This window comes from Pseudomonas sp. NFIX10, assembly GCF_900111955.1.
GTDB lineage: Bacteria > Pseudomonadota > Gammaproteobacteria > Pseudomonadales > Pseudomonadaceae > Aquipseudomonas > Aquipseudomonas fluorescens_AA.
In genome coordinates this window covers 138,635-164,237 of sequence record NZ_FOKH01000001.1, presented here as the reverse complement: position 1 = coordinate 164,237, position 25,603 = coordinate 138,635, and the positions used below count along the sequence as shown (strand labels likewise).

Genomic DNA, 25,603 nt, shown 5'->3' with positions numbered 1-25,603 from the left:
GATGCTCAGACGCATAACCGAATGTCTCCTGCTGATCAGCGCAGCGTTATATACAGGAGTGCTCGCGGCGACACCGGATGCGCCCGGGCAATACACGCTGTTGGGGCGCTCGTCCATGGCTCAGGCCGAGATCAAGCTCGATGATGTTCACCGCGCCTGGCTAAAAAGCCGGCATGAACTGGTCCTGGGCACTTCCGCACCGGATTACCCGCCCTTCGATCTCTCCGCCAGCGGACGCGACTACGAAGGCCTGACCGCCGACTATGCCGACATCCTCGCCAAGTCCACCGGCTTGCCCATGAGAGTCCTGCGTTTCGCCTCCCGCGAGGCAGCCATGGCGGCGCTCAAGAACGGGCAAATCGACATGCTTGGCACCGCCAACGGTTTCGAAGCCCGCGACCCCGACATTGCGCTTTCGACGCCGTACGCAGTGGACCAACCCGTTCTCGTCACCCGAACGAATGAAAGCCGATCCCTGAATGAAGACCTCGAGGGTTTGCGGCTGAGCATGGTTTATCACTACCTGCCGCTGCGGGAAATCGAAAAGCTCTACCCCAAGGCAATCATCACCACCTACCCGTCCTACCAGAACGCCATCAATGCCGTCGCCTTTGGCCAGGCCGATGTATTTCTCGGCGATACCCTGTCCACCCACTACATGATCAGCAAGGGTTACTTGAGCAATATCCGCATGGCCAGCTTCGGCAAACATGAATCCTATGGATTCGGTTTCGCCGTACGCCGTGACGATACCCGCTTGCTGGAGGTCATCAACGCGACGCTGAACCAGGTCCCCATCGCCGAACAGACGGCCATTGCCAAGCGCTGGAGTGCAGGCAGCGACCTGTACCTCACGGACCACCGGGTACAACTGACCGACCGCGAGCAACGCTGGCTGGCCAGGCATCCGGTGGTCAGGGTGGTGGTGAACGAAACCTCGGCCCCCTTCACCTTCTTCGATCCGGACGGCGATTTTCGCGGCATCAGCGCCGACCTGCTGGAGCTGATCCGGCTGCGCACCGGCCTGCGCCTGGACATCCAGCGCCGTCAGAACGACAGTGAAATGATTACCGCGATCCTGAACGATGAAGCCGACATGATCGCCGCGCTGTTGCCCAGCAGTGAACGGCAACGTCAGTTGAAATTCAGCCGCCCCTACGTCGACAGCGCGTTCGTCCTGCTGACCCGCAAGTCGTCCGACACGCCCACCACGCTCGATCAGTTCGGCCACGCCAGCCTGGCGATCGCCACGGGCAATCCGCTCATTGAATGGCTACGCAGCCAATACCCGAGCATCCGGATCATCGAAACGGACGGCCCCTTGCGCGCCGTGGAAATGCTCGCCCATGGCCAGGTCGACGGCAGCGTGAACTCCCAGGTGATGGCCAACTACTTCATCTCCTCCCATGCGTGGCGGGACAGGTTGCAGATCAGCAGCACGGTGGGCACCCAACAGGCGCTGTTCGCGCTGGCCACGGCCAAACACGCCAGCGAGTTGAATGCCATCCTCGACAAGGCCCTGACCAGCATCGACCCCGACGAACTGGGCATCATCAACAACCGCTGGCGCGGTTACGTCTCGCCCTCGGAACATACTTGGCGCACTTACAACCGCCTGTTCTTCCAGGTCGTCGCGGGCGTCGGCCTGTTACTGCTGCTTTCCCTGGCGTGGAACGCCTACATGCAGCGCCAGATCAGGCAACGTCAACGGGCGGAACTGGCCCTCAACGATCAACTCGAATTCATGCATGCGCTGCTCAATGGCACCCCCCACCCCATCTACGTGAGGGATCGCAACGGCATCCTGCAGAGCTGCAACGACAGTTACCTGGAAGCGTTCAACGCCAGGCGCGAAGACGTCATCGGCAAGGACTTGATGCCAGGCTCCATGAGCAACGCCTTCGAAGCGCAGGAATACCAGGCGGACTACCAACGCGTCATGGCCGAAGGTACACCCCTGATCGTGGACCGTCCCCTGCACATCGGCGACCGGAAGCTGACGATCTATCACTGGATCCTTCCCTACCGAAACTCCGCCGCGCAAGTGCAAGGCATCATCGGCGGCTGGATCGACATCAGTGAACGACGGCAGCTGTTCGAGGAACTGCGCGCCTCCAAGCAACGGGCCGATGATGCGAACCGCGCCAAAAGCACGTTCCTGGCCACCATGAGCCATGAAATCCGCACCCCGATGAACGCGGTGATCGGCATGCTCGAGCTGGCCCTGAAACACGCCGACAAGGGCCACGTGGACCGCTCGACCATCGAAGTCGCCTACGAATCGGCCTCCGGCATGCTCGAACTGATCGGCGATATCCTGGACATCGCCCGTATCGAATCCGGCCATCTGAGCCTGGCTCCCGAACGCGTCAATCTCAGGGCCCTGCTGCAATCGGTCATACGGGTCTTCGAGGGCGTGGCCCGGCAGAAGAACCTGGGGTTGTCGCTGCAGTTCGATGCCGCCGAGAGCCCCCCTGACGTATTGATAGACCCCTTGCGATTCAAGCAGGTGCTGTCGAACCTGATCAGCAATGCCCTCAAATTTACCGAGCAGGGCCGGGTCGTGGTCAAGGTCCGGCTATCGCCAACCGAGCGGGACGACGTCCTGCACATGCATCTGGAGGTCAATGACAGCGGTATCGGCATCGGCCCGGCAGACTTGCAACGCTTGTTCAAGCCGTTTGCCCAGGTCGATAACACCAGCCGAATGGCCCGCAAAGGCGCGGGACTGGGGCTGGTGATCAGTCGCAACCTGTGCCGGATGATGGGCGGCGACCTGCATATGAGTAGCCAACCCGGCGTCGGCACCCAGGTCCAGGTCCACCTGCAACTGACCGTCCTGGCGACGGCGCCGGTGAGCAACGCACTCGAACCGGTCATCGAAACGGCCCAGGTCGCCTTGAACGTCCTGATCGTGGACGATCATTCCGCCAACCGCCTGCTGATGTCCCAGCAATTGGAATACCTCGGCCATCACTACCGGGTCGCCCACGATGGTGCCCATGGGCTCGAGGTCTGGCGCAAAAGCCATTTCGATCTGGTCATTGCCGATTGCAACATGCCCATCATGAGCGGTTACGAACTGGCCCGCTCGATTCGTCGCGATGAGTCCGAACAGCGACGCCCGCCCTGCACCCTCCTGGGGTTCACCGCCAATGCTCAACCGGAGGAAAAACAACGCTGTCTGGACGCCGGCATGGATGACTGCCTGTTCAAACCCATCAGCCTGAGCGCCTTGAGCCAGTGGATCAAGACGGTCAAACCCGTCGGTCACCCAGCGGCTTTCAGCGTGCACAGTCTCCAGGCGTTGACCGGCGGCGACCCTTCGTCCAACCGGCGCCTGCTGGCGGAGTTACTCAGCAGCAGCCGCGCGGACCGCCAGGAGTTGCTCGATGTCGCCCAGGGCGCAAACCGCCAAGCGCTGACCGAAACGGCGCACAAGATAAAAGGCGTCGCCCGCATCGTCCAGGCGACCACGCTGATCCAGCGGTGCGAGGCGCTGGAGCAGGCGTGTCATCTGGCACAGCCACCTGAACGAATCAGCGCCTGCATCGACGCCCTCGACCGCGCCATGACCGAACTGGAGCGGGCTCTGGAAACGGAGCTCGCCAAGGCAAAATAATCCAGTGTTTACTATGCTATTCGATCAGCAGTGCGTACCTGGGGGGTTCTCGATCAGTTTCCCTTGCACGCGGGAACACCCATCGAGCCCCCCTGACACTTGGAGTGACTGCAATGCCCAGCGCACCGCGTCCGGACAAACGCCGGTTCCCCCTGCATGTCCACATCAGCGTGATGTTTACCCTGCTTCTGTTGTTGACCGGGGTGGTGCTGGGCATTTTCAACTACCGGCAAACCACGCAAATCATCCTGTCCAGCAGTGAGAAACTGTTCAACCGCATTGAACAGGAGGTGCGCCTGGACTTGTATGACACCTACGAGCCCATCCGCCACCTGCTGGGCCTGCTGGCCGACTACCCGGCGATACGCACGCCGCAGATGGCGCAACGCATGGCCCTGCTCGTGCCCTTCAGCCAGGCATTGCGGGACAACCCGAACCTGGCGTCGTTGTACCTGGGCGATCAGCGCGGCAATTTCCTGATGGTCCGGCCATTGCGCACCCCCGCCCTGAAAACCGCCCTGCGGGCCCCCGCCGAGGCGGCCTATCAAGTCTGGACCGTCGAGCGGGCCACCGAGCAAGGCCCGGTCCATTCCCAGTCGCTGTTCTACGACGAGACCCTGACACTCATCGATCGCCGGGACATGGCCGACGAAACCTACGATCCGCGCAGCCGCGCCTGGTTTCGCAGCGCCGTCGGCAGCGCCGAGCAGATCACCACCGAGCCCTACGTTTTCTTCTCCACGCACAACGTCGGCACCACCCTGGCCCGGCGCAGCGGCGAGCAGGCGGTCATCGGCGCCGACCTGACCCTGGCGGCCCTGTCCCAGACCCTGGCCAAGCACAAGGTGACCACCGGCACCGAGATCGTGTTGCTCGATCCCAAGGGCAACGCGGTGGGTTATCCCGACAGCGACCGGCTGCTCGCCGACGCCCAGTCGGCGCGCCTGATCAAGGCCCGCGACCTCAACCCGGCCATCGCCGCCGTCCTCGACGACAACACTGACACGACCCGCCTGGAAGCGGCCGGACGCCAGTGGATCGTTTCGCGCAGCCACATGCAGGAAGGCGGGCCCCAAGGCCTGGAACTGGCGTTGCTGGTGCCTGAGGACGAGCTGCTGGACGACGCTTATCGCATACGTTGGCAAGGCGCGCTCATCACCCTTGCCACCCTGTTGCTGTGCCTGCCCCTGGGCTGGCTGACGTCCAGGATCCTGGTCAAGCCCTTGCGCGAACTGGTGCGGGAGGCCGACGCCATTCGCAGCTTTGACTTCAACTACCCGGTGTCCCGCCGCTCCCCGGTGCTGGAGGTCGATCAGTTGAGCGTCTCGATGGCACGCATGAAAGAGACCCTGGCAAGTTTCTTTGAAATCACCGCCAGCCTGCGCGCCGAAACCCGCTTCGCCCCGTTGCTGGAGCGGGTGTTGTTCGAAACCGTGAAAATCGGCCAGGCCCAGGCCGGCCTGATCTATCTGCGCGAGAACGACGAAAACCGGCTCAAGCCCCATGGATTGGTGATCGATGGAATCCCCAGGGACCTCGACACCTTCAAGCTGCGCAGTCATGAGCTACAGGCGGATGACAGCCCGCAATGGCTCCAACAACTGGCCGTCTCGGACAATCTCGTGACCTCCCTGGGCTTCGAGCAGGCGGCGGACCTGCAAGGCATCCTGCAGGCACTGGACTCGCCTCGGGTCCACCTGATCGGCATCCGCCTGTGCAATCGCCACCAGGAAACCGTCGGCGTATTGGCGTTGCTGATCAACGACAGCGGCACCGAAGCCGACCTGGAAAAACTCCAGCCCGACCGTATCGCCTTCCTGCAAGCCGTGTCCGGCGCCGCCACCGTGAGCATCGAGGGCCAGCGCCTGCAAGCCAAGCAAAAGCAACTGCTGGACGCCTTCATCCAACTGCTGGCCGGCGCGATCGATGCCAAGAGTCCCTACACCGGCGGCCATTGCCAGCGAGTGCCGGTCCTGACCCTGATGCTCGCCCAGGCCGCCGCCGCCAGCCAGGCCCCGGCGTTCAGCGCCTACCGGCCCACGGAGGATGAATGGGAAGCCCTGCACATCGCTTCCTGGCTGCACGATTGCGGCAAGGTCACCACCCCCGAGTACGTCGTCGACAAAGCCACCAAGCTGGAAACCCTGAACGACCGGATCCACGAGATACGCACCCGTTTCGAAGTACTCAAGCGCGACGCCTGGGTCGATTACTGGCAGGCCGTGGCAAACGGCGGCGAGTCGTCATCCCTGGCACGACAGCGTGATGCGACATTGACGGCACTGGATGACGACTTTGCTTTCATCGCCCGCTGCAACCTGGGCTCGGAAGCCATGGCCGAGGCCGATCTGCAACGCCTGCGACACATTGCGCAACGCCCGTGGACCCGGACCCTCGATGATCGCCTGGGGGTTTCCTGGGAAGAAAACCGGCGCCAGGCCCGTACGCCCAAGCCGACACTGCCGGTCACCGAGCCGTTGTTGGCGGACAAGCCCGAACACCTGTTCGAGCGCCACGCGGCCGAGCTGATCCCGGCGGACAACCCGTGGGGCTTCCAGCTCGATGTGCCGGCCTGGAAATACAACCGCGGCGAGCTCTACAACCTGAGCATCATGCGAGGCACGCTGACGCGCGAGGAACGCTACGTCATCAATCATCATATGGTGCAGACGATCCTGATGCTCAGTCAGTTGCCCTTCCCTAGCCACCTGAACAACGTGGCGGAGATCGCCGGCGGCCATCACGAAAAAATGGACGGCAGCGGTTACCCCAAGCGCCTCAAGCGCGAGGAGATGAGCCTGCCGGCACGGATGATGGCCATCGCCGACATTTTCGAGGCACTGACGGCGGCCGACCGCCCCTACAAGAAAGCCAAGACGCTGAGCGAGGCCCTGGGCATCATGGCCACCATGTGCCGAGACGCCCATATCGATCCCGAGCTGTTCTGGCTGTTCATCGAAGAAAAGATCTACCTGAGCTACGCCGAGCAATTCCTCGACCCGCGCCAGATCGATGAGGTCGACCCCGACAGCCTGCTGGTCAAGGCCGGGCTGAAGGCATGATCAGCACTCCGTCAGGCGCAGGAATATCGCAGCCAATGCTTCAATGCCAGCTTGATCATGCTCGGTAAAACGCGCCAGTTTCGGACTGTCCAGGTCAAGCACGCCAATCAGGCGCCCGTCCTTGACCAGCGGCACCACCAGTTCACTGTTCGACGCGCTGTCGCAAGCGATGTGCCCGGCGAAGGCATGAACATCTTCGACTCGCTGGGTCTGCCGGGTCGCTGCTGCCGTGCCACACACGCCACGGCCAAAGGGAATCCGCACACAGGCGATCTGGCCCTGGAACGGCCCCAGGACCAGCTCTTCGTTGCGATTGAGGTAGAAGCCGGCCCAGTTCAGGTCGTCCAACTGACTGGACAGGAAGGCCGAGAACTGCGCGGCGTTGGCGATGAAGTCACGCTCATCGGCCAGCAAGGATTCCAACTGTGCCGATAACAAGTCGTAGCCATCGAGGCCAACACCGCTGCCCTTCAAATCGATCATGCCTTGTGCTCCAACAATTTCAGGCCTACCCAATAACGGGCAAATTGATAAGCGCAACGTCCGTTGCGGTTGCCGCGACCGGTTGCCCAACGCACCGCCAGCACATCCAGCGCTTCGTCGCGCTGCCAGGCCAGTCCGGCCTTGGCCGCCAGTTCGCCGATCCAATGCTCCACGACGTTGAGGAAATGCTCCTGGGTAAACGGATAAAACGACAGCCACAAGCCGAAGCGGTCGGACAAGGCGATCTTGTCCTCCACCGCTTCGCTGGGGTGAAGTTCGCCGTCGACCCGCTTCCAATTCTCGTTGTCGCTCTCCTTTTCCGGCACCAGGTGGCGACGGTTGGAGGTGGCATACAGCAGCACGTTGTCCGGTGCCTGTTCCAAGGAGCCATCCAACACACTCTTGAGCACGCGGTAATCGCCTTCGCCGGACTCGAACGACAAGTCATCGCAGAACAACACGAAGCGCTGCGGCAGTTTCGCGACCTGCTCGACCACCCGCGGCAGATCGGCCAGGTGATCGCGTTCGATCTCGATCAACCGCAGGCCATGGGGGGCATGTTCGGCCAGCAGGGCGCGCACCAGGGACGACTTGCCGGTGCCACGCGAGCCCCAGAGCAAGGCATGGTTGGCGGGCATGCCATCGATGAACTGCCGGGTGTTGCGGCCCAGTTGTTCGACCTGGCGATCCACGCCGATCAGGTCCGACAAGCGCATGTCGAGACTGACTTGCAGCGGCAGCAGGTAGCCACTGCGCCCGTCACGCTGCCAGCGGGCGGCCAGGGTCTGGGTCCAATCGATGGCGGGCCGGGGCGCCGGCAGCAAAGGCTCGATCCGGGCCAGCACGGCATCGGCACGCTCAAGAAAAGCATTCAATCGCGAGTCCACGTCTTTTCCTCGGAAAGGTTCACAGTAATGATGGCGCTCCAACAACGAAACGCCTTATCCAATGGCGGGTCTACTTCACACAATACACACCGGCCGCACCGGAATTCAGAGATGATCAGCTATGCTTGACCGGCGAAGGGAAACGTAAGTGGTTCATCACTCAATGGACATCAGATTCACCCAACGGCTTTCCTATAAGCAGGCCCGCCTGACTGTCCTCGTGGGCTTCGTGTTGGGCACTTTGCTCAGCCTGATGCAGATCGGCATCGATTATGCCAGCGAAGACGCGTCGATCAACCGTGAAATCCTGTCGCTGCTGGAAATCAGCCACAACCCGGCCTCGCGCATCGCCTACAACATCGACGCCGAACTCGCCCAGGAACTGGCCATGGGCCTGTTGCGCTCACCGGCCATCGTCGGCGCCGAGCTGCTCGACAACAACAATACGGTGCTGGCCAGCGTCAAGCGGCCCGAGCTGCAAAGCAGCTACCGGTTCATCAGCGACTTCCTGTTCGGTGCCCAGCGCCAGTTCGAGGACCGGCTCTACCTGGACCACTTGCCCGGCGAATCCCTGGGCCTGCTGCGACTGGACGTCGACACCTATGCGTTCGGCAGTCGTTTCCTGCGCCGCGCCGAGGTCACCTTGCTCAACGGCTTCGCCCGCAGCCTGATCCTGACCGGCCTGCTGCTGGCACTGTTCTACGTGATGCTGACCAAGCCCCTGGTGCGAGTCATCCGCGAACTGAGCAGCCGCGACCCGAGCAGCAGCGAACAGAACCGCCTGGAATGCCCTTCCGGCCACCAGTCCGATGAAATCGGCGTGCTGGTGTCCGTCGCCAACCAGCAGTTCGAAAATATCTCCACGGAAATCCAACAGCGGCGCACCGCCGAAAATCGCCTCACCGAATACCTGGCGCAACTGGAAAACATCGTCTCGGCACGCACCGCCGAACTCAAGGCCATCAACGCCCGCCTCAGCCAGTCCAACGAAGAACTGGAGGTGGCCAGGCGCACGGCCCTGGATATGGCCGAAGCCCGCTCCGTGTTCCTCGCCAACATGAGCCACGAGATCCGCACGCCACTCAACGGCCTGCTGGGAATGATCGCCCTGTCCCTGGACGGTCCCCTGACGGCCGAGCAACAGCAGCAACTCTCGATCGCCCATGACTCGGGCAAGGTATTGGTCGAGTTGCTCAACGACATCCTCGACCTGTCGAAATTCGACGCCGGGCAACTGGAGCTCGAACGCATCCCGTTCGACCTCGGCGCCCTGGTGGAGGACACCGCCAACCTGCTTTCCCAGAACGCGGCCCCCAGTGTCGAGCTGGCCTGCCTGATCGATCCCCGGTTCCCGGCGCAGGTGCTCGGCGACCCGACCCGGGTACGCCAGATCGTCAGCAACCTGCTGTCCAACGCACTGAAATTCACACGCTTCGGCCGGGTCGACGTGAAGTTGAGCCATTACGAAGGCGGCGTGCGAATCGAAGTCTGCGACACCGGTATCGGCATTCCCCAGGAAGCCCAGGCGAGAATCCTGCAGCCGTTCACCCAGGCCGGCGCCGGGATTACCCGTCAGTTTGGCGGCACCGGGTTGGGCCTGGCACTGACCTACAACCTCTGCGAAGCCATGCAGGGCCGACTGACGATCAGTTCCGAAGCCGGCTTCGGCAGCCAGTTCTGCGCAGACCTGCCCCTGCCCTGCCACCTCCCTGCAACGCCGGTCGAACCATTGCGCGGCAACGTCGTCGCCATCACCGCCAGCAGCAGCGGCCTGGCCGAGTTGCTGGGCATGTTGTTGCCGGGGTGGGGCCTGGATTATGTGCAGCGTTCCATCGATGACGGGCTGCTGGGACTCAAGCCTGACGTGCTGATCACCGACTGCCCGGAATGCCTGTTCAACCTGCGGCCGACCTTTGACGCACCGATCCTGCTGGTGACCGCCTATGGCAGTTTCATGCCCGGCGAAGAGGCCGCCGCACTCGCCCCGCTGATACAACAGGCCAGACCGCTGGCGCGCCATGCGCTGTACCAGATTGTGCGGCGCGCCATGCAAAGCGAGGCGACCACCATCAACGACGCACAGATCGAAACCCCGACGCCATCCAAGCGTGGACGGGTGCTGCTGGTGGAAGACAATCCGGTCAACCAACTGGTGGCCAAGGGCATGCTGGTGAAACTGGGCTGCGAGGTCACCGTCGCGGCCCACGGCGTCGAGGCCCTGGATCAACTGGAACAGCGGGTGTTCGACCTGGTGTTGATGGACTGCAACATGCCGGTGATGGACGGTTACGAAGCCAGCCGGCAGATTCGCCGCAGCGGGCGTTGGTCGGACCTGCCGATCGTTGCGCTGACGGCCAACGCGATGCCCGAAGAACGCGAGCGCTGCCGGGCCTCTGGCATGAACGATTACCTGTCCAAGCCGTTCCGCCGCGAAGAGCTGGCTGCCGTGCTGGACCAGTGGGTACGCACTACGTCAGCGCTTTGATCTGGCCCAGCAGGTGATCGAGACCGTCTCGCAACGCGCCCAGGCGGTCCAGATCGACCCCGCTGTCGCATAACAGGCGCGCCTTGAGCGGGCCGACCTGTTCGCGCAAAGCCCGCCCCGCAGCCGACAGGCTCAGGTGCACCTCCCGCTCGTCCCGGGCCGAACGCTGGCGTTGGACCAGGTCCAACTGTTCCAGGCGCTTGAGCAGCGGCGTCAGTGTGCCGGAATCCAACAGCAAACGTTCACCCAGGGCCTTGACCGTCGGCTGTGGCGGAGCCGTGTCCTGCCATTCCCATAACACCAGCATTGCCAGGTATTGCGGATAGGTCAGACCAAGCTGATCGAGCATCGGCTTGTAGCCACGAATCACCGCGCGTGAAGCGGCGTACAGCTTGAAGCACAACTGGCTGTCGAGCTTCAGCGAATCGGCTGACAGGTCATTCATTTGAGCAGCGCTTCGATCTCGCCGGTCAGGTCCTGGGGCTTGGTGGTCGGGGCAAACCGCTTGACCACCTGACCGTCCTTGCCGATCAGGAACTTGGTGAAATTCCACTTGATGCCTTTGGACCCCAGCACGCCGGGTGCACGCTGTTTAAGCTGGACGAACAGCGGATGGGCGTTGGCGCCGTTGACTTCGATTTTCTTGAACAGCGGAAAGCTCACGCCGAAGTTCAGCTCGCAGAACTCGGTGATTGCCCCTTCATTGCCCGGCTCCTGCTTGCCGAACTGATTGCAGGGAAAGCCCAGCACCACCAGGCCCTGGTCCTTGTAGGTCTGCCACAACGCCTCAAGTCCCTTGTATTGCGGGGTGAACCCGCACTTGCTGGCCGTGTTGACCACCAGCACGGCCTTGCCGGCGAAATCGGCGAGGGTCTTTTGCTCACCCTTGATGGTGGTGCACGGGATGCTCAGCAGGTTGTCGCTCATGGCAAGGCTCCGGTTAAAGGTTGGAGGCTGAAGATAGCGATCAATTGAATTGTGTGCAATTTAATTATGGAGATCGGTATGGGCATCGATGATGCTGCAGCCGAACAGACCTGTGGCGAGGGGATTTATCCCCTCGCCACAAGGGCGGCGGCCAATTTAATCGCGGGGCACGAGATCCAGGCACACCGAGTTGATGCAGTACCGCAACCCCGTGGGCGGCGGGCCGTCGGGGAAGACGTGGCCCAGGTGGGCATCGCATTTGGCGCAGACCACCTCGGTGCGAATCATGCCATGGCTGACGTCCCGCACCTCCACCACCGCGCTGCCTTCGATCGGCGCGTAGAAACTCGGCCAGCCACAGCCCGAATCGAATTTGGTCTGCGAATCGAACAACGGCTCGTTGCAGCAGATGCAGTGATACACACCGTCGGTCTTGGTGGCGTTGTATTTGCCGGAGAATGGCCGCTCGGTGCCCTTCAACCGACAGATGTTGTACTGCTCCGGGTCGAGCATGGCGCGCCATTCATCAAGGGTTTTTTCCAACTTTTCCATCGTCTTACCTCGGCAATTGAAAAAGCCCGATCCGACGCTTTTCCGCAGATCGGGCGGCACGTATGATTGCGCCTCGTCAGACGCCAGTCTGGCAGTCACGTCATGCGCATTCAAACGGATTGTGGCGCCTATACCGCGTCAGGCCTGGGCACAGACGCAGGATTCCCAGTTACGGTAGTTCATACGCCGCCTGGATCGTTCATTTTCGGGAACACATCGCCATGCAGGTCAGCAAATCGAACAAGCTCGCCAACGTCTGCTACGACATTCGCGGCCCGGTGCTCAAGCACGCCAAACGCCTGGAAGAGGAAGGTCATCGCATCCTCAAGCTGAACATCGGCAACCCGGCCCCCTTTGGTTTCGAAGCGCCCGATGAAATCCTCCAGGACGTCATCCGCAACCTGCCGACCGCCCAGGGCTACAGCGACTCCAAAGGCCTGTTCAGTGCGCGCAAGGCCGTGATGCAGTATTACCAGCAGAAGCAGGTCGAAGGGATTGGCATCGAGGACATCTACCTGGGCAATGGCGTGTCCGAGCTGATCGTGATGTCCATGCAGGCCCTGCTCAACAACGGCGACGAAGTGCTGGTGCCGGCACCGGACTATCCGCTGTGGACCGCCGCAGTGAGCCTGTCCGGCGGCAACCCGGTGCATTACCTGTGCGACGAACAGGCCAACTGGTTTCCCGACCTGGCGGACATCAAGGCCAAGATCACGCCCAATACCAAGGCACTGGTGATCATCAACCCGAACAACCCGACCGGCGCCGTGTACTCCCGGGAGGTACTGCTGGGCATGCTGGAACTGGCCCGCCAGCACAACCTGGTGGTGTTCTCCGACGAGATCTACGACAAGATCCTCTACGACGACGCCGTGCACGTGTGCACCGCTTCCCTGGCGCCGGACCTGCTGTGCCTGACCTTCAACGGCCTGTCCAAGTCCTATCGGGTCGCCGGTTTCCGCTCCGGCTGGATCGCCATCTCCGGGCCCAAGCACCATGCCCAGAGCTACATCGAAGGCATCGACATGCTGGCCAACATGCGCCTGTGTGCCAACGTGCCGAGCCAGCATGCGATCCAGACGGCGCTGGGCGGCTACCAGAGCATCAACGACCTGGTCCTGCCCCAGGGCCGGCTGCTGGAACAGCGCAATCGCACCTGGGAATTGCTCAACGACATTCCCGGCGTCAGTTGCGTCAAGCCGATGGGCGCGCTGTATGCCTTCCCACGGATCGACCCGAAGGTCTGCCCGATCCACAACGATGAAAAGTTCGTCCTCGACCTGCTGCTGTCCGAGAAGCTGCTGGTGGTCCAGGGTACGGCGTTCAACTGGCCATGGCCGGACCACTTCCGCGTCGTGACCCTGCCGCGGGTCGATGACCTCGACCAGGCCATTGGCCGGATCGGCAACTTCCTCAAGTCCTACCGTCAATAAGCCAGGCTGCGTGCGAGGCGCCCTCACCTCGCACGCTGTTTGATTCAGCAACATATCCGTTCGGCCGACTCCGTCGGGCCTTCTACACTGGGAATTGGACGGTCAACGTGCATCTGGGCTCAACGTTCACGGGGGGCAGGCAGCGCATTTCTTTTCCCTGGTCACTTTCAGAAAAGTCTTTCAAACCTTTAGGACGCCTGTAGGACACAGTTTGAAATAGTCGGCGAGTTGAATAGCCTGCGGCAGCACCTTATATACCCCGCATAACGCTACATCTTTAGCATGAGGAGATTTTCACAACCATGATGCGCATCCTGCTGTTCTTGGCCACTAACCTGGCGGTCGTGCTGATTGCCAGCATCACCCTGAGCCTCTTCGGCTTCAACGGGTTCATGGCGGCCAATGGGGTTGACCTCAACCTCAATCAGCTGCTGATCTTCTGTGCGGTGTTCGGTTTCGCCGGTTCCCTGTTCTCGCTGTTCATTTCCAAGTGGATGGCGAAAATGAGCACCGGTACCCAGATCATCAGCCAGCCGCGCACGCGTCACGAACAATGGCTGCTGCAGACCGTCGAGCAGTTGTCCCGCGAAGCCGGTATCAAGATGCCGGAAGTCGGTATTTTCCCGGCCTACGAGGCCAACGCCTTCGCCACCGGCTGGAACAAGAACGACGCCCTGGTCGCCGTCAGCCAGGGTCTGCTCGAACGGTTCTCGCCCGATGAAGTCAAGGCCGTGCTGGCCCACGAGATCGGCCACGTCGCCAACGGCGACATGGTGACCCTGGCGTTGATCCAGGGCGTGGTGAACACCTTCGTGATGTTCTTCGCCCGGATCATCGGTAATTTCGTCGACAAGGTGATCTTCAAGAACGAAGAAGGCCAGGGTATCGCCTACTACGTGGCGACAATCTTCGCCGAGCTGGTACTGGGCATCCTCGCCAGCGCCATCGTCATGTGGTTCTCGCGCAAACGCGAGTTCCGCGCCGACGACGCCGGTGCACGCCTGGCCGGTACCGGCGCCATGATCGGCGCCCTGCAACGCCTGCGTGCCGAGCAAGGCCTGCCGGTGCACATGCCCGATACCCTGAATGCCTTTGGCATCAACGGTGGTATCAAGCAGGGCCTGGCACGCATGTTCATGAGCCACCCGCCGCTGGAAGAGCGTATCGACGCACTGCGTCGTCGCGGCTAACCGCTAGGCCTTGTAAAAAAGCCCGCAGCAATGCGGGCTTTTTTTATCCTGGGGTTTATGGGGCGACTAGGCTGGCCCCATCGCGAGCAAGCTCGCTCCCACAGGAATCTTCGGTGGACGCAGACTCTTTATTCACTGCCGATCAACTGTGGGAGCGAGCTTGCTCGCGATGGCGCCAGCATAGACGCACAGCATCAACGACTGGAAATCCGATACACCCGCTCATCCAGCCGTGTCACCCCAGCCTGCAAGAACTTCCAGCTTTCCCCCAGCACATCCTGCTCCTGCAGGATCTCCAGCCGCCAGGCATCTCCCAGCAGCCGCTGCACCTCATCGTTTCCCACGGAAAAAGGCGGGCCAGGCATTTCATCCTGGTTGTAATCCAGGGTAATCAACAACCCGACGCCGTTGGGCAAGATCCTCTGCAGATGAGCCGCGTACCGTTCCCGCATCGGCGCCGGCAAGGCGATCAGCGCCGCGCGGTCGTACAACGCCGTGCAATCGGCCACATCCTCCCGATCCAGGGCAAAGAAATCACCGCAGCGAATCTCGATATCAGCCGCACGAAAGACCTTGAATGCGCCCTCCTCGCTCACACTTGGCTCAAGCTGATGCTCAAGGAAAAAATCGGTTGTGGCTTTTTCCGACAATTCCACGCCCAACACCGAATACCCCTGATGGGCAAGCCATAGCAGATCCAGGCTTTTGCCACACAACGGCACCAGCACTCGACTGCCGCGCTCCAACCCCAGTTGCGGCCAGAAATGTTGCAGGTAGGGGTTCACTTCCGGCAAATGAAAACCGATCTGGTTCGATGACCAGCGTTTGTGCCAAAACTCGGGCTCCATGATTCGCTCCAAAAATTCGATCAAAACGGGCTAAAACTTATATTAGATTTAGATCATAGACCTGACGGAAGATGAGCCATCTTAACGCTCAGGAGTCCGTTCATGCTGCCCAGCCTGTTTATCTCCCATGGCTCACCGATGCTTGCCCTGGAACCCGGCGCCAGCGGCCCGGCACTGGCTCGCCTGGCCGGACAGTTGCCCAAGCCCAAGGCCATCGTCATCGTGTCCGCCCACTGGGAAAGCAACGAACTGCTGGTCAGCGCCAATCCACAGCCGCGCACCTGGCACGACTTCGGCGGCTTTCCACCGGCGCTGTATGAGGTGCAGTACCCTGCGCCTGGCGATCCGCGACTGGCGACGCAAGTGGCGAACATGCTCAACGCTGCGCATCTGCCAGCCCGGCTCGACCCTCAACGGCCGTCCGACCATGGCGTCTGGGTGCCATTGTCGTTGATGTACCCCGAGGCCGACATTCCGGTGGTGCAGGTTTCCCTGCCCAGCCACCAGGGACCGGTGTTGCAGACACAGGTCGGCCAGGCCCTGGCGAGCCTGCGCCAAGAGGGCGTCTTGCTGATCGGCTCCGGCAGCATCACCCACAACCTGCGCGACCTGGACTGGAACGCCGGCCCTGACAGCATCGAACCCTGGGCCAAGGCCTTTCGCGATTGGATGGTCGAGCAACTGGCGGCCGACGACGAGCCCGCGCTGCACGATTACCGTCGCCAGGCACCCAACGCCGTGCGCAGCCACCCCAGTGATGAGCACTTGTTGCCGCTGTATTTTGCCCGGGGTGCCGGTGGGACATTCAGTGTTGCCCATACGGGGTTCGCGATGGGGACGCTGGGGATGGACATTTATCGGTTCGATTGACCGAGGGACCGCGTCGCTTCAATCGCGAGCAAGCTCGCTCCCACAGGGTTTTGTGAGCGCCGCAAGTCCAATGTGGGAGCGAGCTTGCTCGCGATTGGCCTCCACCCTGAAAGCACTCCAAACAACAGGCAAAAAAATCCCCGAACTCGTCGGGGATTTTTCATGTTAGATCAATCAGCCCAAGAGCCGATCAATCCTCGCGATAGCGACGCAGCTTGAGCTGCTTGCCAGCGACGCGGGTGTCTTTGAGCTTGGTCAGCAACTTCTCCAAACCATCTTCCGGCAGCTCGACCAGGCTGAAGCTGTCACGCACCTGGATGCGGCCGATCGCTTCGCGGGCCAGGCCGCCTTCGTTGAGGATGGCACCCAGCAGGTTCTTGGCGGCGATACCGTCACGGGCACCCAGCGCAGTACGGCAGCGCGCACGACCTTCGGCCAGCGGGATCGGTGCACGACGCTCGCGATCACCACGGTCCGGACGATCACCGGTGCGCTCGGGACGATCGCCGCGCGGTGCGTTGTTCGGCACCAGGGGACGTTCCTTCTCGATCGCAGCCAGGTTCAGCGCCTGGCCATTGGTGGCCTTGCGCAGCAGTGCCGCGGCCAGGGCACGTGGGGTGCAACCGATGTCGGCGGTCAGGCGATCGAGCAGCTCGCCGTGGGTCGATTCGGCGTCAGCCACCAGGGGCGACAGGCTGTTGGTCAGTTTCTTGATGCGGGCATCGAGAACGGCCTGGGCGTCCGGCAGGCGAACTTCAGCCACCTTCTGGCCAGTCACACGCTCGATCACTTGCAGCATGCGGCGCTCACGTGGAGTGACCAGCAGCAGCGCGCGGCCTTCGCGACCGGCACGGCCGGTACGGCCGATACGGTGAACGTAGGATTCCGGATCGTACGGCATGTCCACGTTGAACACGTGGGTGATGCGCGGAACGTCCAGGCCACGGGCAGCGACGTCGGTCGCCACAACGATGTCCAGGCGGCCATCCTTGAGGGAGTCGATCACGCGCTCACGCTGGTTCTGGGCAATGTCACCGTTCAGCGCGGCGGCTTTGTAGCCTTTGGCTTCCAGGGCGCTGGCCAGGTCCAGGGTCGCTTGCTTGGTGCGCACGAACATGATCAGGGCGTCGAAGTCTTCCACTTCCAGCAAGCTGAGAACGGCGGAAGTCTTCTGGTCGGCGTGAACCAGCAGGTGAGCTTGTTCGATCGCGGTGACGGTCTGAGTCTTGGTCTGGATCTTCACGTGTTGCGGATCGCGCAGGTGGCGCTCGGCAATGGCACGGATCGATTGCGGCAGGGTGGCCGAGAACAATACAGTCTGGCGGGTCGCTGGCAGAGCCTTGAAGATGACTTCCAGGTCATCCATGAAGCCCAGCTTGAGCATCTCGTCGGCTTCATCGAGAACCAGGTGGTTCACGGTAGCCAGGACTTTTTCGTCACGACGCAGGTGGTCGCACAGACGCCCCGGAGTGGCGACAACGATCTGCGCGCCATTACGGATGGCTTTCAGTTGTGGGCCCATCGGGGCGCCGCCGTAAACGGCCACAACGGTAACGCCAGGCATTTGCTTGGAGTAGGTTTCGAAAGCGGTGGCTACTTGCAGCGCCAACTCACGGGTTGGCGCCAGGATCAGGGCTTGCGGTTCGCGCTTGGCAGGATCGATGCGATGCAGGATCGGCAGGGCGAACGCAGCGGTTTTACCCGTACCGGTTTGCGCCTGGCCGATCATGTCGTGGCCGGCCATGATGATCGGGATCGATTGCTGCTGAATCGCCGAAGGTTCTTCGTAGCCGGTCGCGGTGACGGCAGCAAGAATGTTCGGGTTGAGATTAAAAGCGGCGAAGCCGCCGGTTTCCTGGGTCATGGGTCTGCCTCTAAGTGCATCCGCAAAGACCCATGCTCCAAAGCTGCGCATGCCGTGTTGAGACTCAAGAGTCGCCCTGGCTGCTTTGTCGGCGGGGATTTGCGAAAACGAATGAATGGAAAAAGAACGTCGTGGAAGCATCCGTTGTGCGGACATGCAACCGAAGCTGACTTCGGAGAATTGCGCTACCTTGACGCGGCCCGGCTAAAGGCCGGCGCGCACTATACCGGAATTTGCCCGAAAAGGGAGCTTTTTTTATTGCCAGACCCGTTATGGGGCTCGCTGTCACAAGGCCTTGGGGCAACCTGCTAAAACGGTTCATCTCCAGACGACTTTGCCCTTGTGGCGAGGGAGCTCACTTGTAAAAAGGTTTTGGGGGCCTTTGATCAGGTCGCCGGCCGGATCGCCTTGATCAGTGACTGCAACGAATACCCCAAGCGTGGCGCCAGCCCTTCGGCCCTGGCGACCAGTCCTTGCATGTCCAGCTCCTGATCGAGGTCCGCCGGCACAATCAGGATCACATTACCCTCCTTCACCGGCAGTTCCCAATAGTGCCGGTGGTACAAACCGCGCAAGAGCGCCGCGCCCAATGGCTTGCCGTCGTCGGTGGCCCATTGGTTGATCACCAGCCAGCCGCCCGGGTTGAGGCGTTTCTGGCAGTTTTCCAGGAACCCCCAGGCCAGATGCCCGACGCCTGGGCCGACATCGGTATAGAGGTCGACGAAAATCAGGTCCGCCGGCTCCGCCGTTTCAAGCAATTGCAAGGCATCGCCAACGCGAATGTACAGTCGCGGATCGTCGTCCAGCCCCAGGTATTCGATGGCCAGGCGCGGTACGTCGGGACGCAGTTCGATGGCCTCGACGTCTTCCAGTGGCAGGAACTTCAGGCAGGCCTGGGTCAGCGTACCGGCACCCAGCCCCAGGAACAGCGCGCTTTCCGGCTGCTCGTGACACAGCGCACCGATGAGCATGGCGCGGGTGTAGTCATATTCGAGCCAGCTCGGATCGGCTGTGAACACGCAGCTTTGCTCGATGGCGTCGCCAAACTCCAGAAACCGGTAATCGGCCACTTCGAATACGCGAATCATGCCGAACTCGTCGTGCACCTCGGCGAGCAAATGCTCGACGCGCTCCTCTGTCATTTCATCTCCTGATGGTTGCCGTGCCGGCATGAGCCTGCGGATACGGAACAAGGACGCGATTGTCCGCGAAGCAACCGGAACAGGTCACGTACTAATTTGCTGATAACATGGCCGTCCGAGCGTAAATCACCTAGAGATCATGATGAGCCAACCCTGGAGCCCTGACAGCTGGCGCGCCCTGCCGATCCAGCAACAACCCCGTTACCCCGACGCCGCGCACCTGTTGCAGGTGGAGCAGACCCTGGCCAGTTATCCGCCATTGGTGTTTGCCGGTGAAGCCCGGGAGTTGCGCCGTCAGTTCGCCGAAGTGACCCAGGGCCGGGCGTTCCTGCTGCAAGGCGGCGACTGCGCCGAAAGCTTTGCCGAGTTCTCGGCGGCCAAGATCCGCGACACCTTCAAGGTGCTCTTGCAGATGGCGATCGTCATGACCTTTGCCGCCGGCTGCCCGGTGGTCAAGGTCGGGCGCATGGCCGGGCAGTTCGCCAAGCCGCGCTCGGCCAACGACGAAACCATCGACGGCGTGACCCTGCCGGCGTACCGAGGCGACATCGTCAACGGTATCGGTTTCGACGAAAAAAGCCGCGTACCGGACCCGGAGCGGTTGTTGCAGTCCTACCACCAGTCCACCGCCACCTTGAACCTGCTGCGCGCCTTCGCCCAGGGCGGGTTCGCCGATCTGCACCAAGTGCACCAGTGGAACCTGGACTTCATCGCCAACTCGGCCCTGGCGGAAAAATACAGCCACCTGGCCGACCGCATCGACGAAACCCTGGCATTCATGCGCGCCTGCGGCATGGACAGCTCGCCGCAACTGCGCGAAACCAGTTTCTTCACCGCCCACGAAGCGCTGCTGCTCAATTACGAAGAAGCCTTCGTGCGCCGTGACAGCCTGACCAACGACTATTACGACTGCTCGGCCCACATGCTCTGGATCGGCGACCGCACCCGTCAGTTGGACGGTGCCCATGTCGAATTCCTGCGCGGGGTGAACAACCCGATCGGGGTCAAGGTCGGCCCGAGCATGGACCCGGACGACCTGATCCGCCTGATCGACGTACTCAACCCGGACAACGACCCCGGCCGGCTGAACCTGATCGCCCGGATGGGCGCCAACAAGGTCGGTGAACACTTGCCGCCGCTGTTGCGCGCCGTGCAACGTGAAGGCAAGCAGGTGCTGTGGAGCTCCGATCCGATGCACGGCAACACCATCAAGGCCAGCAGCGGCTACAAGACCCGGGACTTCGCGCAGATCCTCGGTGAAGTGAAGCAGTTCTTCCAGGTCCACGAAGCCGAAGGCACCTATGCCGGCGGGATTCACATCGAAATGACCGGGCAAAACGTCACCGAATGCATCGGCGGCGCGCGACCGATCACCGAGGACGGCCTGTCGGACCGCTACCACACCCATTGCGATCCGCGGATGAATGCCGATCAATCGCTGGAGCTGGCATTTTTGATTGCCGAGACATTGAAGCAGGTTCGGCGGTAGGTTCTTCTTCGCCGGTTGGACGGCTATCGCGAGCAAGCTCGCTCCCACAAGGGGTCCCGGGTGACCACGGTTTTGTGTTCACAACAGATCCAATGTGGGAGCGAGCTTGCTCGCGATAGCGTCGAGTCAGTCACCACTTAATTGGGCCAACACCACCGCCAACCGAACCCCACCCACCCGCTGGCAGTTAAGCTGGAGCTGCTCCAACCCCAGCCAATCGGCCATGCGCCGCAGGTTAATCGCCAAGGCTTGCACGCCCTCCTCGTCCAGCCCTGGCTCTTCCTCGTGCACCGCATGCACAGCCAATCGACCCAGGGCCCGCTCCGCCCGCAGGTCCACCCGAGCTGCGATGCGTTCATTGTGCAAGAAAGGCAATACGTAATAGCCGTACATCCGCTTGTGGACAGGGGTGTAGATCTCCAGCCGATAGCGGAAATCGAACAGTCGCTCGGTACGGCTGCGCTCCCAGACCAGCGAATCGAACGGCGACAACAAGGCACTGGCCGCTACTTTGCGAGGGATCCTCGCCGCGGGTCGGCACCAGGCCGGTTGCTTCCAGCCTTGCACCTCACAGCGCAACAGTTCGCCGGCCTCTTCCAACTCGGCCAGTCGCACGCGACTGTCGGCCGGCCCCAGACGAAAGTAGTCGCGCAGGTCCTTCTCGGTAGCGACGCCCAAGGCCTCGGCGGCATGCAGCAACAAGGCGCGCTGGGCCTGGGCCTCGTCCGGCTGGGGCTGTTGCAGGACCGAGGCCGGGAACACCCGCTCCGGCAAGTCGTAGAGCCGCTCGAACCCACGCCGCCCCGCCACCGTGACTTCGCCTGCCGCAAACAGCCATTCCAGCGCATGTTTCTCTGCGCTCCAGTCCCACCACGGCCCGGCCTTCTCCTCGCGCGTGGACAAGCTGCCCGCACCGAGGGCGCCCTGCTCCTGGACCGACGCCAGGACGCGACGGATGACATCCTGGCGTTCATGACCGAAACGCGCCAATTGCTGGTAGATGCCCTCGCCACGCGCCGCCCGATCCATGCGCCAGCGCATCAGTGGATACATGGACATCGGCAGCAGCGACGCTTCATGGCCCCAATATTCGAACAGCGTGCGGCGTCGGCCCTGGCTCCAGGCGGCTTGATCGAGCAAATCGCGAGGGTAGTGGCCGAGGCGGGAGAACAACGGGAGGTAATGCGAGCGCACCAGCGCATTGACGGAGTCGATCTGCAGGACGCCGAGGCGTTCGATCAGACGGTTGAGGCGCGAGGGTTGCACCGGAGCCGGCGGCGACCGCCCATCGAATCCTTGGGCGGCCAACGCCAGACGCCGGGCCTGTTTGAGGGTAAAGGACACAGTCGCGGGCATGGAGATCTCCTTGTCTGCTCGCAACCTACCTCACCAATAAGGGGTTTGTGTAGGAAAGGATGGCTCATTTGTGCATTGGGTCATCCCAGAATGGCCGAACCACTTCCTGCTCCACGTCGGCACGACTCACGCCGATGTCCTTGAGCGCCTCGTCGCTCATTCCGGCCAGCAGTTCGCGTTCGTGGTGCAATTCGTACCAGCGGCTAAACTTGTGCAGCAAGGCGCTGATGGAAAAGCCGTGGGAGAGTTTGTCTATCAGTAGATAACCTTTTTGACCTTTCATCGTGATGTCCTCCGTTGGGGATGGCTCAAGTCTCGCGCTAACGCTAAGATCAATCCAACGAATGTTTCTTATGCAATACATCTCGGAGATTGATCAATTGTCGAGTTACCCGAGCATCGATACGGAAGTGCTGCGTACCTTTGTCGCCATCGCCGACCAGGGCGGTTTCACTCGGGCCGGGGAATTGGTCAATCGCACCCAGTCAGCCGTCAGCATGCAGATGAAGCGGCTGGAAGAAGACGTCTTGCAGCGACGGCTGTTCGAACGCGACGGGCGCCAGGTCAAGCTCACCGCCGAAGGCCAGGTGCTGCTGGGTTACGCCCGGCGGATCCTCAAGCTGCACAGTGAGGTGTTCAATACCCTGCGCGAACCGCACATGGTCGGCACGGTGCGCATCGGCACGCCGGACGATTACGTGATGCGTTTCCTGCCGGGCATCCTGCAACGCTTCGCCCAGTTCTATCCGCTGATCGAAATCGAAGTGCACTGCGAGTCGTCCAAGCAGTTGCTGCTGCGCCAGGACCTGGACCTGTCCATCGTCACCCGTAAACCGGGGGACGAAATCGGCCAGTTGCTGCGCAAGGAGCGTTTTGTCTGGGCCGAAGCCGCCTGCTTCAACGTCCATGAACAAACGCCGCTGCCGCTGGCAATGTTCAACAGCGATTGTTTCTGCCGGCAATGGGCCTGCAATGCCCTGGATGCCATGGGCCGCGATTATCGCGTGGCGTACAACAGTTCGAGCCTGTCGGCGCTCATGGCGGTGGTGGGCGCCGGCCTGGCAATCACGGCGCAACTGGAAAGCCTGCTGACCCCGGACATGCGCGTACTGGGCGAGGCCGAAGACCTGCCGGAACTGCCCGAGGCCAGCATCATGCTGATCCGCAACCTGCATAACCCGTCGCCGATCACCGAGTGCCTGGCCGAACACATCGTCGAAGGTTTCAAACTTTAAAGGCGAGCAACACCGCGCACAGCACCAGGAAACCGCAGAACATCCCGCGCAACAGCCGCTCCGGCAAGGCGTGGGCGACTTTCACTCCCCAACTGATGCTCAGCAGGCCACCGACCGCCAGCGGCAGGCCGATGCTCCAGTCCACTTCGTGGTGAAACGCATACGTGGCGAGGGTCACGCCGGTACTGGGCAAGGCCAGCGCCAGGGACAAGCCTTGGGCAACCACCTGGCTGGTGCCAAAAATGCTGGTCAGGATCGGGGTGGCGACAACGGCCCCACCGACACCGAACAGACCGCCCATGGTGCCGGATGCGGCGCCCAGCACGCCGAGCCACGGCCAGCCATACCGCATTTGCGCCGAAGCAGGTGCGGTGGCGGCGAACATGCGAACCAGGTTGTAGAGCGTCAGCGCGATCAGGAACGCCACGAAGCCGATCCGCATGCTATCGGCATCGATCCCCACGGCCCAGATCGAGCCAAGCCAGGCAAAGCAGAACCCCATGGAAGCCAACGGCAGGACATGGCGCAATTCGATGCGATTGCGCTGGTGGTAGCGCCACAACGCAAGCATGACATTGGGCACCACCATGACCAGCGCCGTCCCTTGGGCCATTTGCTGGTCGAGGCCGAACCAGACACCCAGCACCGGAATGGCAATCAGGCCGCCACCGATCCCGAACAATCCCCCCAAGGTGCCCAACAAGGCACCAAACACCAAGAACAGTGCAAATTCGAACACAGAAGACTCTCCCCTTTTCCTTAGGCGCTTATCCTACGCAGTCGGCGCCAGCGGGGAAACGTAACATCTATCCGAAATGTCAGAATTATCTGGCGCATTAAAGATTCGCCCGCTAGATTCGTAACCATCATTGATTGAAGGTTTTGCCATGAACACCCTGCGCGACACCCCCGAAGCCTGCGAAGCCCTGTTGCTCGACAACCAGGTCTGTTTCGCCCTGCACTCCACGTCGCTGCTGATGACCAAGGTCTATAAGCCGCTGCTACAGGCCCTGGGCCTGACCTATCCGCAATACCTGGCGATGATGGTGCTGTGGGAAAAGGACGGATTGACCGTCGGTGAAATCAGCACACGCCTGCTTACCGACCCCGGCTCGTTGACCCCATTGCTCAAGCGCCTGGAGGCCGAAGGCCTGTTGAGCCGCACCCGCAGCCGTGAGGACGAACGTGTGGTCATTGTCGAACTCACCGAACAGGGCCGTGCCCTGCGGGAAAAAGCCCTCGACATCCCCCAATGCATCCTCGCCGCCAGCGGCCAGACCCTGGAACAGCTGAAGAAGCTGCAACATGACCTGCAAGCGCTACGCGGGCATTTGCAAGACAGCCTCTGACTCCCCCCGTGGGAGCAGGCTCGCTCGCGAAGACGCCGGTACATCCGGTATCCGCGCCTACTGACCCACCGCTATCGCGAGCAAGCTCGCTCCCACATTGGATTTGCGGCGCTCACAGCCCCTGTGGGAGCGAGCTTGCTCGCGATAGCGGCCTCCCTACCAGCCCACAGCTGAAAAAATTTAAACATCAAAAAACCACGCTAGATCAATAGTTTAAAGCCTTTCCAGCTTAATTTTTTTCACTAGCCTCGAAAAATTATATTGCGCACAAAATATTAGCGCTATACATTCTCTCACACCTACTTGGCGCGCAAACATTTAGCGCAAACAAATCAACCCAGCAACGAGGCTCCCATCATGCAAACGCTCTACACCGCAATCGCAACTTCCACCGGCGGCCGTGACGGTCGTGCGATTTCCAGTGACAACATCCTCGACGTCAAACTCGCTACGCCCAAGGCACTCGGCGGCGCGGGCGGTGCGGCGACCAACCCTGAGCAATTGTTCGCCGCCGGCTACTCGGCCTGCTTCATCGGCGCCCTGAAATTCGTGGCCAGCCAGAGCAAACGCAAGATCCCGGACGACGCCTCGATTACCGCCCACGTCGGCATCGGCCAGATCCCCGGTGGTTTCGGCCTCGACATCGACCTGCACATCAGCCTGCCAGGGCTGGACCAGGCCGACGCGCAAAACCTGGTGGACGCGGCTCACCACGTCTGCCCGTACTCCAACGCCACCCGCGGCAACGTGGATGTGCGCCTGCACGTGACCGTCTGACCCCCTACCCCTGACCCCGAACTTAAGGAGAT

General features: G+C 61.7%; 21 protein-coding genes. 10 read left to right on the top strand and 11 right to left on the bottom strand.

Annotated features, from left to right (window positions below):
- The first annotated feature begins 1 nt into the window (after window position 1).
- Together BM321_RS00740 and BM321_RS00735 are read left to right on the top strand one after the other, a co-directional pair.
- A complete protein-coding gene (locus tag BM321_RS00740) occupies window positions 2-3,622 on the top strand; it encodes a transporter substrate-binding domain-containing protein (protein ID WP_092441217.1) in 3,621 nt (1,206 codons plus the stop codon).
- 113 nt (window positions 3,623-3,735) lie between these two features.
- Window positions 3,736-6,684 carry an HD domain-containing phosphohydrolase gene (locus BM321_RS00735; RefSeq protein WP_092441216.1) on the top strand — a complete coding sequence of 983 codons (2,949 nt, stop codon included), beginning with the start codon at window positions 3,736-3,738 and terminating at the stop codon, window positions 6,682-6,684.
- On the opposite strand, the gene BM321_RS00730 is transcribed toward BM321_RS00735, so the two are convergent.
- Together BM321_RS00730 and BM321_RS00725 are read right to left on the bottom strand one after the other, a co-directional pair.
- Complete coding sequence (locus BM321_RS00730; RefSeq protein WP_092327082.1) at window positions 6,685-7,167, bottom strand: GAF domain-containing protein; 483 nt, start codon at window positions 7,165-7,167, stop codon at window positions 6,685-6,687. It lies immediately after the preceding gene.
- Window positions 7,164-8,054 (bottom strand): ATP-binding protein, encoded by an 891-nt coding sequence (locus BM321_RS00725; protein WP_058543216.1) that lies wholly within the window; start codon window positions 8,052-8,054, stop codon window positions 7,164-7,166. Before BM321_RS00725 ends, BM321_RS00730 begins: the two co-directional genes overlap by 4 nt.
- Before the next feature lie 163 nt (window positions 8,055-8,217).
- Here BM321_RS00725 and BM321_RS00720 point away from each other — a divergent pair, with 163 nt between their 5' ends.
- Entirely contained in the window at window positions 8,218-10,539 is a 2,322-nt protein-coding gene (locus BM321_RS00720) for a hybrid sensor histidine kinase/response regulator (RefSeq protein ID WP_092441215.1), read from the top strand.
- On the opposite strand, the gene BM321_RS00715 is transcribed toward BM321_RS00720, so the two are convergent.
- From BM321_RS00715 to msrB, 3 genes are all read right to left on the bottom strand, one after another.
- A complete protein-coding gene (locus BM321_RS00715) occupies window positions 10,523-10,984 on the bottom strand; it encodes a MarR family winged helix-turn-helix transcriptional regulator (RefSeq protein ID WP_072408019.1) in 462 nt (153 codons plus the stop codon). The two genes, BM321_RS00720 and BM321_RS00715, sit on opposite strands and share 17 nt — an antisense overlap.
- Window positions 10,981-11,466, bottom strand: a complete 486-nt coding sequence (locus BM321_RS00710) for a glutathione peroxidase (protein WP_092197604.1) — start codon at window positions 11,464-11,466, stop codon at window positions 10,981-10,983. The genes BM321_RS00715 and BM321_RS00710 overlap by 4 nt, the downstream gene beginning before the upstream one ends.
- Before the next feature lie 156 nt (window positions 11,467-11,622).
- Window positions 11,623-12,018, bottom strand: coding sequence for a peptide-methionine (R)-S-oxide reductase MsrB (gene msrB, locus BM321_RS00705; RefSeq protein WP_092441214.1), 396 nt, complete (start codon window positions 12,016-12,018; stop codon window positions 11,623-11,625).
- 221 nt (window positions 12,019-12,239) lie between these two features.
- On the opposite strand from msrB, the gene BM321_RS00700 reads away from it, so the two are divergent.
- Together BM321_RS00700 and htpX are read left to right on the top strand one after the other, a co-directional pair.
- Window positions 12,240-13,451 (top strand): pyridoxal phosphate-dependent aminotransferase, encoded by a 1,212-nt coding sequence (locus BM321_RS00700; RefSeq protein WP_018603142.1) that lies wholly within the window; start codon window positions 12,240-12,242, stop codon window positions 13,449-13,451.
- A gap of 302 nt (window positions 13,452-13,753) precedes the next feature.
- Complete coding sequence (gene htpX / locus BM321_RS00695) at window positions 13,754-14,641, top strand: protease HtpX (RefSeq protein ID WP_092197608.1); 888 nt, start codon at window positions 13,754-13,756, stop codon at window positions 14,639-14,641.
- A 194-nt stretch (window positions 14,642-14,835) separates the two neighbouring features.
- Here the strand turns inward: htpX and BM321_RS00690 are convergent, their stop codons facing one another.
- Window positions 14,836-15,489, bottom strand: coding sequence for a thiopurine S-methyltransferase (locus BM321_RS00690; protein WP_092441213.1), 654 nt, complete (start codon window positions 15,487-15,489; stop codon window positions 14,836-14,838).
- Window positions 15,490-15,591: 102 nt separating this feature from the next.
- On the opposite strand from BM321_RS00690, the gene BM321_RS00685 reads away from it, so the two are divergent.
- A complete protein-coding gene (locus tag BM321_RS00685; protein ID WP_092441212.1) occupies window positions 15,592-16,359 on the top strand; it encodes a DODA-type extradiol aromatic ring-opening family dioxygenase in 768 nt (255 codons plus the stop codon).
- A 190-nt stretch (window positions 16,360-16,549) separates the two neighbouring features.
- On the opposite strand, the gene BM321_RS00680 is transcribed toward BM321_RS00685, so the two are convergent.
- Window positions 16,550-18,223: a DEAD/DEAH box helicase gene (locus BM321_RS00680; protein WP_092327093.1), complete on the bottom strand. Its 1,674-nt coding sequence runs from the start codon at window positions 18,221-18,223 to the stop codon at window positions 16,550-16,552.
- 386 nt (window positions 18,224-18,609) lie between these two features.
- A complete protein-coding gene (locus BM321_RS00670; RefSeq protein ID WP_092166839.1) occupies window positions 18,610-19,365 on the bottom strand; it encodes a spermidine synthase in 756 nt (251 codons plus the stop codon).
- Between the two features lie 142 nt (window positions 19,366-19,507).
- On the opposite strand from BM321_RS00670, the gene BM321_RS00665 reads away from it, so the two are divergent.
- On the top strand, window positions 19,508-20,854 hold the full coding sequence (locus tag BM321_RS00665; RefSeq protein ID WP_092441211.1) for a class II 3-deoxy-7-phosphoheptulonate synthase: 1,347 nt from the start codon (window positions 19,508-19,510) through the stop codon (window positions 20,852-20,854).
- 126 nt (window positions 20,855-20,980) lie between these two features.
- Here the strand turns inward: BM321_RS00665 and BM321_RS00660 are convergent, their stop codons facing one another.
- Both BM321_RS00660 and BM321_RS00655 read right to left on the bottom strand, forming a co-directional pair.
- Window positions 20,981-22,210: a winged helix-turn-helix domain-containing protein gene (locus tag BM321_RS00660; RefSeq protein ID WP_092441210.1), complete on the bottom strand. Its 1,230-nt coding sequence runs from the start codon at window positions 22,208-22,210 to the stop codon at window positions 20,981-20,983.
- A gap of 64 nt (window positions 22,211-22,274) precedes the next feature.
- Window positions 22,275-22,493, bottom strand: coding sequence for a DUF1127 domain-containing protein (locus BM321_RS00655; protein WP_053120494.1), 219 nt, complete (start codon window positions 22,491-22,493; stop codon window positions 22,275-22,277).
- Window positions 22,494-22,590: 97 nt separating this feature from the next.
- On the opposite strand from BM321_RS00655, the gene BM321_RS00650 reads away from it, so the two are divergent.
- On the top strand, window positions 22,591-23,445 hold the full coding sequence (locus BM321_RS00650) for a LysR substrate-binding domain-containing protein (protein ID WP_027912697.1): 855 nt from the start codon (window positions 22,591-22,593) through the stop codon (window positions 23,443-23,445).
- Here BM321_RS00650 and BM321_RS00645 read toward each other — a convergent pair.
- Window positions 23,435-24,184, bottom strand: coding sequence for a sulfite exporter TauE/SafE family protein (locus tag BM321_RS00645; protein ID WP_092441209.1), 750 nt, complete (start codon window positions 24,182-24,184; stop codon window positions 23,435-23,437). The genes BM321_RS00650 and BM321_RS00645 overlap by 11 nt on opposite strands.
- Before the next feature lie 148 nt (window positions 24,185-24,332).
- Between BM321_RS00645 and BM321_RS00640 the strand changes: the two genes are divergently transcribed.
- Both BM321_RS00640 and BM321_RS00635 read left to right on the top strand, forming a co-directional pair.
- Entirely contained in the window at window positions 24,333-24,794 is a 462-nt protein-coding gene (locus BM321_RS00640) for a MarR family winged helix-turn-helix transcriptional regulator (RefSeq protein WP_060738541.1), read from the top strand.
- Window positions 24,795-25,151: 357 nt separating this feature from the next.
- Window positions 25,152-25,571, top strand: coding sequence for an organic hydroperoxide resistance protein (locus tag BM321_RS00635; protein WP_092441208.1), 420 nt, complete (start codon window positions 25,152-25,154; stop codon window positions 25,569-25,571).
- The last annotated feature ends 32 nt before the right edge of the window (window positions 25,572-25,603 follow it).

Excerpts from the sequence above, each read along its gene's own strand:
- BM321_RS00740 (WP_092441217.1), top strand. The coding sequence starts at position 2 with ATGCTCAGACGCATAACCGAATGTCTCCTGCTGATCAGCGCAGCGTTA.
- BM321_RS00735 (WP_092441216.1), top strand. The coding sequence starts at position 3,736 with ATGCCCAGCGCACCGCGTCCGGACAAACGCCGGTTCCCCCTGCATGTC.
- BM321_RS00730 (WP_092327082.1), bottom strand. The coding sequence starts at position 7,167 with ATGATCGATTTGAAGGGCAGCGGTGTTGGCCTCGATGGCTACGACTTG.
- BM321_RS00720 (WP_092441215.1), top strand. The coding sequence starts at position 8,218 with ATGGACATCAGATTCACCCAACGGCTTTCCTATAAGCAGGCCCGCCTG.
- BM321_RS00715 (WP_072408019.1), bottom strand. The coding sequence starts at position 10,984 with ATGAATGACCTGTCAGCCGATTCGCTGAAGCTCGACAGCCAGTTGTGC.
- BM321_RS00710 (WP_092197604.1), bottom strand. The coding sequence starts at position 11,466 with ATGAGCGACAACCTGCTGAGCATCCCGTGCACCACCATCAAGGGTGAG.
- msrB (WP_092441214.1), bottom strand. The coding sequence starts at position 12,018 with ATGGAAAAGTTGGAAAAAACCCTTGATGAATGGCGCGCCATGCTCGAC.
- BM321_RS00700 (WP_018603142.1), top strand. The coding sequence starts at position 12,240 with ATGCAGGTCAGCAAATCGAACAAGCTCGCCAACGTCTGCTACGACATT.
- htpX (WP_092197608.1), top strand. The coding sequence starts at position 13,754 with ATGATGCGCATCCTGCTGTTCTTGGCCACTAACCTGGCGGTCGTGCTG.
- BM321_RS00690 (WP_092441213.1), bottom strand. The coding sequence starts at position 15,489 with ATGGAGCCCGAGTTTTGGCACAAACGCTGGTCATCGAACCAGATCGGT.
- BM321_RS00685 (WP_092441212.1), top strand. The coding sequence starts at position 15,592 with ATGCTGCCCAGCCTGTTTATCTCCCATGGCTCACCGATGCTTGCCCTG.
- BM321_RS00680 (WP_092327093.1), bottom strand. The coding sequence starts at position 18,223 with ATGACCCAGGAAACCGGCGGCTTCGCCGCTTTTAATCTCAACCCGAAC.
- BM321_RS00670 (WP_092166839.1), bottom strand. The coding sequence starts at position 19,365 with ATGACAGAGGAGCGCGTCGAGCATTTGCTCGCCGAGGTGCACGACGAG.
- BM321_RS00665 (WP_092441211.1), top strand. The coding sequence starts at position 19,508 with ATGAGCCAACCCTGGAGCCCTGACAGCTGGCGCGCCCTGCCGATCCAG.
- BM321_RS00660 (WP_092441210.1), bottom strand. The coding sequence starts at position 22,210 with ATGCCCGCGACTGTGTCCTTTACCCTCAAACAGGCCCGGCGTCTGGCG.
- BM321_RS00655 (WP_053120494.1), bottom strand. The coding sequence starts at position 22,493 with ATGAAAGGTCAAAAAGGTTATCTACTGATAGACAAACTCTCCCACGGC.
- BM321_RS00640 (WP_060738541.1), top strand. The coding sequence starts at position 24,333 with ATGAACACCCTGCGCGACACCCCCGAAGCCTGCGAAGCCCTGTTGCTC.
- BM321_RS00635 (WP_092441208.1), top strand. The coding sequence starts at position 25,152 with ATGCAAACGCTCTACACCGCAATCGCAACTTCCACCGGCGGCCGTGAC.